Below are 309 nucleotides of genomic sequence, written 5' to 3'. Positions count from 1 at the left end.
CGCGGACGGCGTCGCCGGGGTCCGTGACCGTGCGGGCCCGGCTGACCAGCAGCCGCTGGACGGTGGGGGTGCGGGCGACCAGGACCACACCCACGACGGTCACGGCCAGCCCCACGGCCGCGCCCCAGGTCGCGGCGCGTCGAGCCTGCGGGTGCCGCCGCGTGACGTCCCGCAGCTGGCGCCATACGGCCGGCACGAGGAGTGGCAGGGCCAGGACCAGCAGGCTCAGCAGGGCGGAGGGGTGGACCAGGGCCAGGCCGACCGCGGCCCCGGCGGCGACGGCCAGCCAGCCCAGCCGGCGCCGCGCCC

Annotated in this window: 1 protein-coding gene; it reads right to left on the bottom strand. The window is 80.3% G+C overall.

Translation table 11 applies throughout. The annotated features are described in order from the left end of the window. A partial coding sequence (locus tag B4K29_RS14055; RefSeq protein ID WP_349680256.1) for a DUF6541 family protein occupies positions 1–309 on the bottom strand: 309 nt, incomplete at both ends.

This window comes from Arsenicicoccus sp. UBA6765, assembly GCF_002453335.1.
GTDB classification, from domain to species: Bacteria; Actinomycetota; Actinomycetes; order Actinomycetales; family Dermatophilaceae; genus Arsenicicoccus; species Arsenicicoccus bolidensis.
The sequence above is the reverse complement of the archived record's forward strand: the minus strand, read 5'-3'. Positions and strand labels throughout refer to the sequence as shown.